A 4385-nucleotide genomic window follows, 5' to 3' on the forward strand; every position below is an offset into this window, starting at 1 on the left:
CCGTGTCGGACGGAGGCCGCGCCCGCCCCCGCGCGCCAGCGCCGCCAGCTGCCGGAGTGGTCGCTCGGCGGAGACCTGGCGCACACGTCCGTGCCGCGCCTGCTCAACGCCTATTACGAGGCCCGTCACCACGGCGAGCTGAAGCTGCGCCAGGGCACGGTGCTCAAGGTGGTCTACTTCGAGGCGGGCCGCGTCGTGTACGCCGCCTCCAACCTGGCCCCGGAGCGCTTCGGCCGCTTCTGCCTGCGCAAGGGCGCGCTCACCGAGGCCCAGCTCGCGGAGGCCGTGGGCTACGCGCGCGAGCACTCGCTGCGCACCGGCGACGCGCTGCTCAAGCGCGGGCTCCTGAGCCCCAAGCAGCGCCGCCAGCTCCTGGAGGAGCAGGTGAAGGACATCCTCTGGTCCACCTTCGCGTGGACGGAGGGCGGCTACGGCTTCAGCCCCATGCGGCCGCAGCGCGCGGACCTGGTGCCGCTGTCGCTGTTCCCCGGGGACCTCATCCTGGAGGGCGTCGCGCGCACGGAGACGCTGGTGGCGCTGCGCCAGCGCATGGCGCCCGGACGCCGCCTGTTCCCCGCGGCGGATCCGCCCTACGGCCTGCACGAGCTGAAGCTGGGCGGGCCGCAGGCGATGCTGCTCGCGTTCGCGGACGGCACGAAGACGGTGGAGGACCTGCTGGCCCTCACGGATTTGTCGGAGCGCGAGGCCCTGGCCACCCTGCGCGGCCTGGAGCTGTCCGGCGTGCTGGAGGAGCGGCAGGAGACGCCCAACCGCCGCCAGCGCATCAGCTTCGGGCTCTGACGCCGCGCCTGCGCCGCGCGGCCCACGCCAGCGCGCCCAGCCCGAAGGCCGTCACGCCCGAGCCCCCGCCGGAGCACCCGCAGCCGACGTGGAGGCAGGCGGCGCCTCCGCCCGCGACACGACGACCTCGCGCAGCGTCGCGGTCCCCGAGTACGTCGGCGCCGTCAAGAGCGCCGGCCGCACCACGTACGTGAGCGTCGCGGTGGCGCCCGCGGGCAGCGGCACCTGCTCCACCTCGAAGTGCTGCTCCGTCACCTCCACGGGCGTCACCGGCCGGCCGTTCAGCGTCACGCTCCGGGGCAGCACCTGCGCGCCGGAGACGGTCTCCGCGTAGCGGATGGAGCTCACGTCGCAGGCGGTGTCGTTGCGCAGCGTCACCGTGACGCCGAACTGGCCGGAGTCGGTGCCCACGCCCGTCGTCTCCGTGCGCCGCGCCACCGTCACGAAGGGCCGGGCGCCGATGCGCACCGCGTGCGTCCGCGTCTTCCCCTCGCTGGCGCCCTCGCCCGTGGCCGTCACGGTCAGGGGGACGTGCTCGCCCACCAGGGGCTCCAGCTGCGTGTCCACCGTGGCCAGCGTCACCGAGTCCCCTTGCGGGACGAGCGGCTCCAGCGCCGGGCTCTCGCCGGGCGTCCACGTCAGGTCCACCGCGGTGCAGGCCCCTTCCGGAATCGTCTGGCGCAGCGTGCCCCGGGCGCCCTCGCCGCAGGTGGCGATGAGCTCTCCGTCCAGCTCGCCCAGCTCCACCTTGCGCGCGTCCCGCGAGAAGGGCGTGAGCACCTCCGGCGTCTTGACGGAGCCCTCCGCCACCGCCTCCTGCACGCGCGTGCGCACGGTGTAGCTGGCGCTGCCGCAGGTGGGGGGCAGGTCCAGCTCGAAGGTGCCCGCGGCCCACGGGTACGTCCGCGTGTCGAACACGCGGCTCGGGTCGGCCGGGTCCTCCAGCGTCACCACCGTGGAGAGGGCGCGCATGCCCGTGCAGTTGACCGGCGGGTTCGTCGTCACGCGGCCGCGCACCTTGCGCTCCTCCGGCGGCTCCAACGTCACCTCCGCCTGCACCGCGTCCACCGGCACCCACCGCGGCTTCACCGCGACGTCCACGTCGGACGGGGGGCCGTCGAGGACGTAGCCGTCCACGGTGATGCGGTTGAAGGCGCGCAGCTTCAGCTGGAGCGTGTCCACACAGGTCGCCGAGGCGAGCAGCACGGCGCTGCCCTCCAGGGGCTCCGAGCCCACCGGGCGCCGGCTGTTCCCCAGCAGGGCCAGCACCGACACGCCCGAGGGATTCTCCAGGACGGACCAGAACGTCGACACCGGAGGCAGTCCCGGCGTCGCCGGGGTCCCCGGAGCCGCCGCGCACAGGTGGGTCGCCTGGGGGCCCAGGGCCGCGCCGGAGTAGACCTCGCGCGTGCCGCTGGTGAACGGCGCGTCGGGCGGTCCCCAGGGGTGGAGCTGCACCGGGACCGTCGCCGGCAGGGAGCTCAGCTCGCCGTCGTACGCGCGCACCTCGTAGTCGTAGGAGGTCGTGCCCTCCTTGCAGCGGTCCGCCCGGGTGGAGGGCGGCGTGAGCGTGGCCACGCCCATGGCGTCCTCGGTGAGCACCGGCGCCCGGGCGGGCGTCGTCCAGGCGTACTTGACCGGCTCGCAGCCGGTGGTGCCCCGCGTGGGGGTGAGGGTGCCCGGGGGCCCGCCCATGAAGAAGGCGCCGCCGTCCACCGCCAGGACGGCCCCCTGGGGCGCGCCGGGCGCGACAGTGTGACGCAGCTCCAGCGCGATGGCCTTCGGCGTGTCATGCGCGCGCAGTCCGTCGGAGGCCACCACGTCCAGGTAGGACGTCTGGCTCGCGCAGACGGCCGGGGGCGCGGTGAGCTTCAGCTTGAGCCCACTGTCCTCGCGCGAGTCGAGCGGCGCCTGGACGATGGTGAGCGGGCTGCCCGGCGCGCGCACCGTGACCGAGAGCCGCACGGCGTCCCCGTCACCGTCGCGAAGCTGGAGCTGCACGTCCTGCGCCGTGCCCTCGTCCACGCGGACGCTGCCCGGCAGCTCGTTCACGTCGGGCGCATTCGCGTTCTGGTAGATGAGGACGTTCTGGGCGGGCCCGTTGAGGATGGCGACGCAGTAGGACGCGTCCGCGCAGGCCAGCTGCAGCGCGGACTGGGTGATGCCCGTGGGCAGGTCCGTGTTCTGCCGCCAGAGCGTGCCCGGCAGGGCCGGCGGTCTCACCGGCTCCGCGCTGAACGCCGTCACCTTGCCGTCGGCCTGCTTGAGGAGCAGCAGCCCGAAGCCCGTCCCCGCGATGGAGCCGCTCACCACGTCGAGCGCGAGCGCGTCCACCGCGCCGGGGGCCAGCGGGATGGGCTCGAACGGGTTGGCGGAGGTGCCCAGCGTCCCGCGGAACAGGCCCGTGTCGTTGCCGAAGAACGCGAGCGGCTTGTCCGGCGTCGCGCCCGGCAGCAGCGCCACGCCGTGCGCCGAGTTCGGCGGGGTGATGCCCGAGGCCGTGTAGGCCACCGCGCTCGTGCCCCGGTACCAGACGAAGTTGGCCTTGGCCGAGGACACGGAGAACAGCGCCTGCGCCAGGCCATCCGCCTGCGGGGGCAGCACCGCGAGCTGCGGCTGCGCGGTCTGCCCCGGCTGTGGAGGAGCCAGGACGCCCCACGCGGCCGTGCCGCCGTCGGGCGGGACGAGCGAGGAGCGGAACTGCGGGGTCATCAGGGGCAGCTCGGCGGCGACGGCGTAGCCCACGCCTCCGTCCGCCGTGACGCGCACGGCGCGCACCTCGTACTCATTGCCGTCGTCGGGGAACAGGCGCTTGCCGTCGTCCGCCGGGGAGCAGCCGCCCACGCTCCGGAGCATGCCGTCCGTGCGGATGCCCACCACGCAGTCGGGGACGCGCAGGAAGCTGCCCGCCATGCCCTCGTTCAGGGTCGTCACGCCGCCGTCGCGCGACACGTACAGCTGCGTGTCGGTGGCCACGGCGAAGAAGCCGGGCCGGAAGACGGTCACGTCCTTCGGGATGCCCGTCTGGGTCTGGACGTTCCTCCACTCCGCGCGAGCCACGCCCGCGCACAGTCCCAGCCCCAGGATGATCCGCCAGACTCGCACGTTCGACGTCCCTCTGCCCGGCGACTACCAGGCCACTTCCGCCCGGAGATAGAGGCGATCCGGAGCATCCTCCGGTTTGGCCTCCAGACCCAAGCCGCTGAAGCCCAGGACGGTGTACCCCAGGGCCACCCGCAGCCGCTCGTCCAGCCGGTAAGCCACCTCCGGCCGCAGCGCGCTCAGGCCCTGGCCATCCGCCGCGGACGTGCGCCGGGCGGCCTCCACCGCGACCTCCAGTCCGCCCAGCACCCGCACCGCGGGCCGCAGCGTGCCCGTCCACACCCAGCGCGAGGACTCCCCCAGGCTGGAGCGCCCGACGTGCAGGCCGGACGCCACGGAGAGCCGCTCGCCCAGCCGCACCGCCGGCATCAGCGACACCGTCTGGAGCACCCGGTCCCCGAAGGCGAAGCGGGCGCCGGGGACAGCTCGCGCGTGAGGCCGTAGCGGGCCACCACCAGCCAGGGGCCGGGCCGCCAGACGAG

At 74.6% G+C, this 4385-nt stretch carries 2 protein-coding genes and 1 pseudogene; 1 reads left to right on the forward strand and 2 read right to left on the reverse strand.

What is annotated here, in order from left to right:
* Positions 1-801: DUF4388 domain-containing protein (locus ACLEQD_RS37985; RefSeq protein WP_410390739.1), on the forward strand; the 801-nt coding region annotated here is incomplete at its 5' end.
* A 51-nt stretch (positions 802-852) separates the two neighbouring features.
* Here ACLEQD_RS37985 and ACLEQD_RS37990 read toward each other — a convergent pair.
* Together ACLEQD_RS37990 and ACLEQD_RS37995 are read right to left on the reverse strand one after the other, a co-directional pair.
* Positions 853-3906, reverse strand: coding sequence for a hypothetical protein (locus tag ACLEQD_RS37990; RefSeq protein ID WP_410390740.1), 3054 nt, complete (start codon positions 3904-3906; stop codon positions 853-855).
* A gap of 24 nt (positions 3907-3930) precedes the next feature.
* A pseudogene (locus ACLEQD_RS37995) lies at positions 3931-4385 on the reverse strand (hypothetical protein); the annotation flags it as partial.

The organism is Corallococcus sp. 4LFB, assembly GCF_046520365.1.
Classification (GTDB): domain Bacteria; phylum Myxococcota; class Myxococcia; order Myxococcales; family Myxococcaceae; genus Corallococcus; species Corallococcus caeni.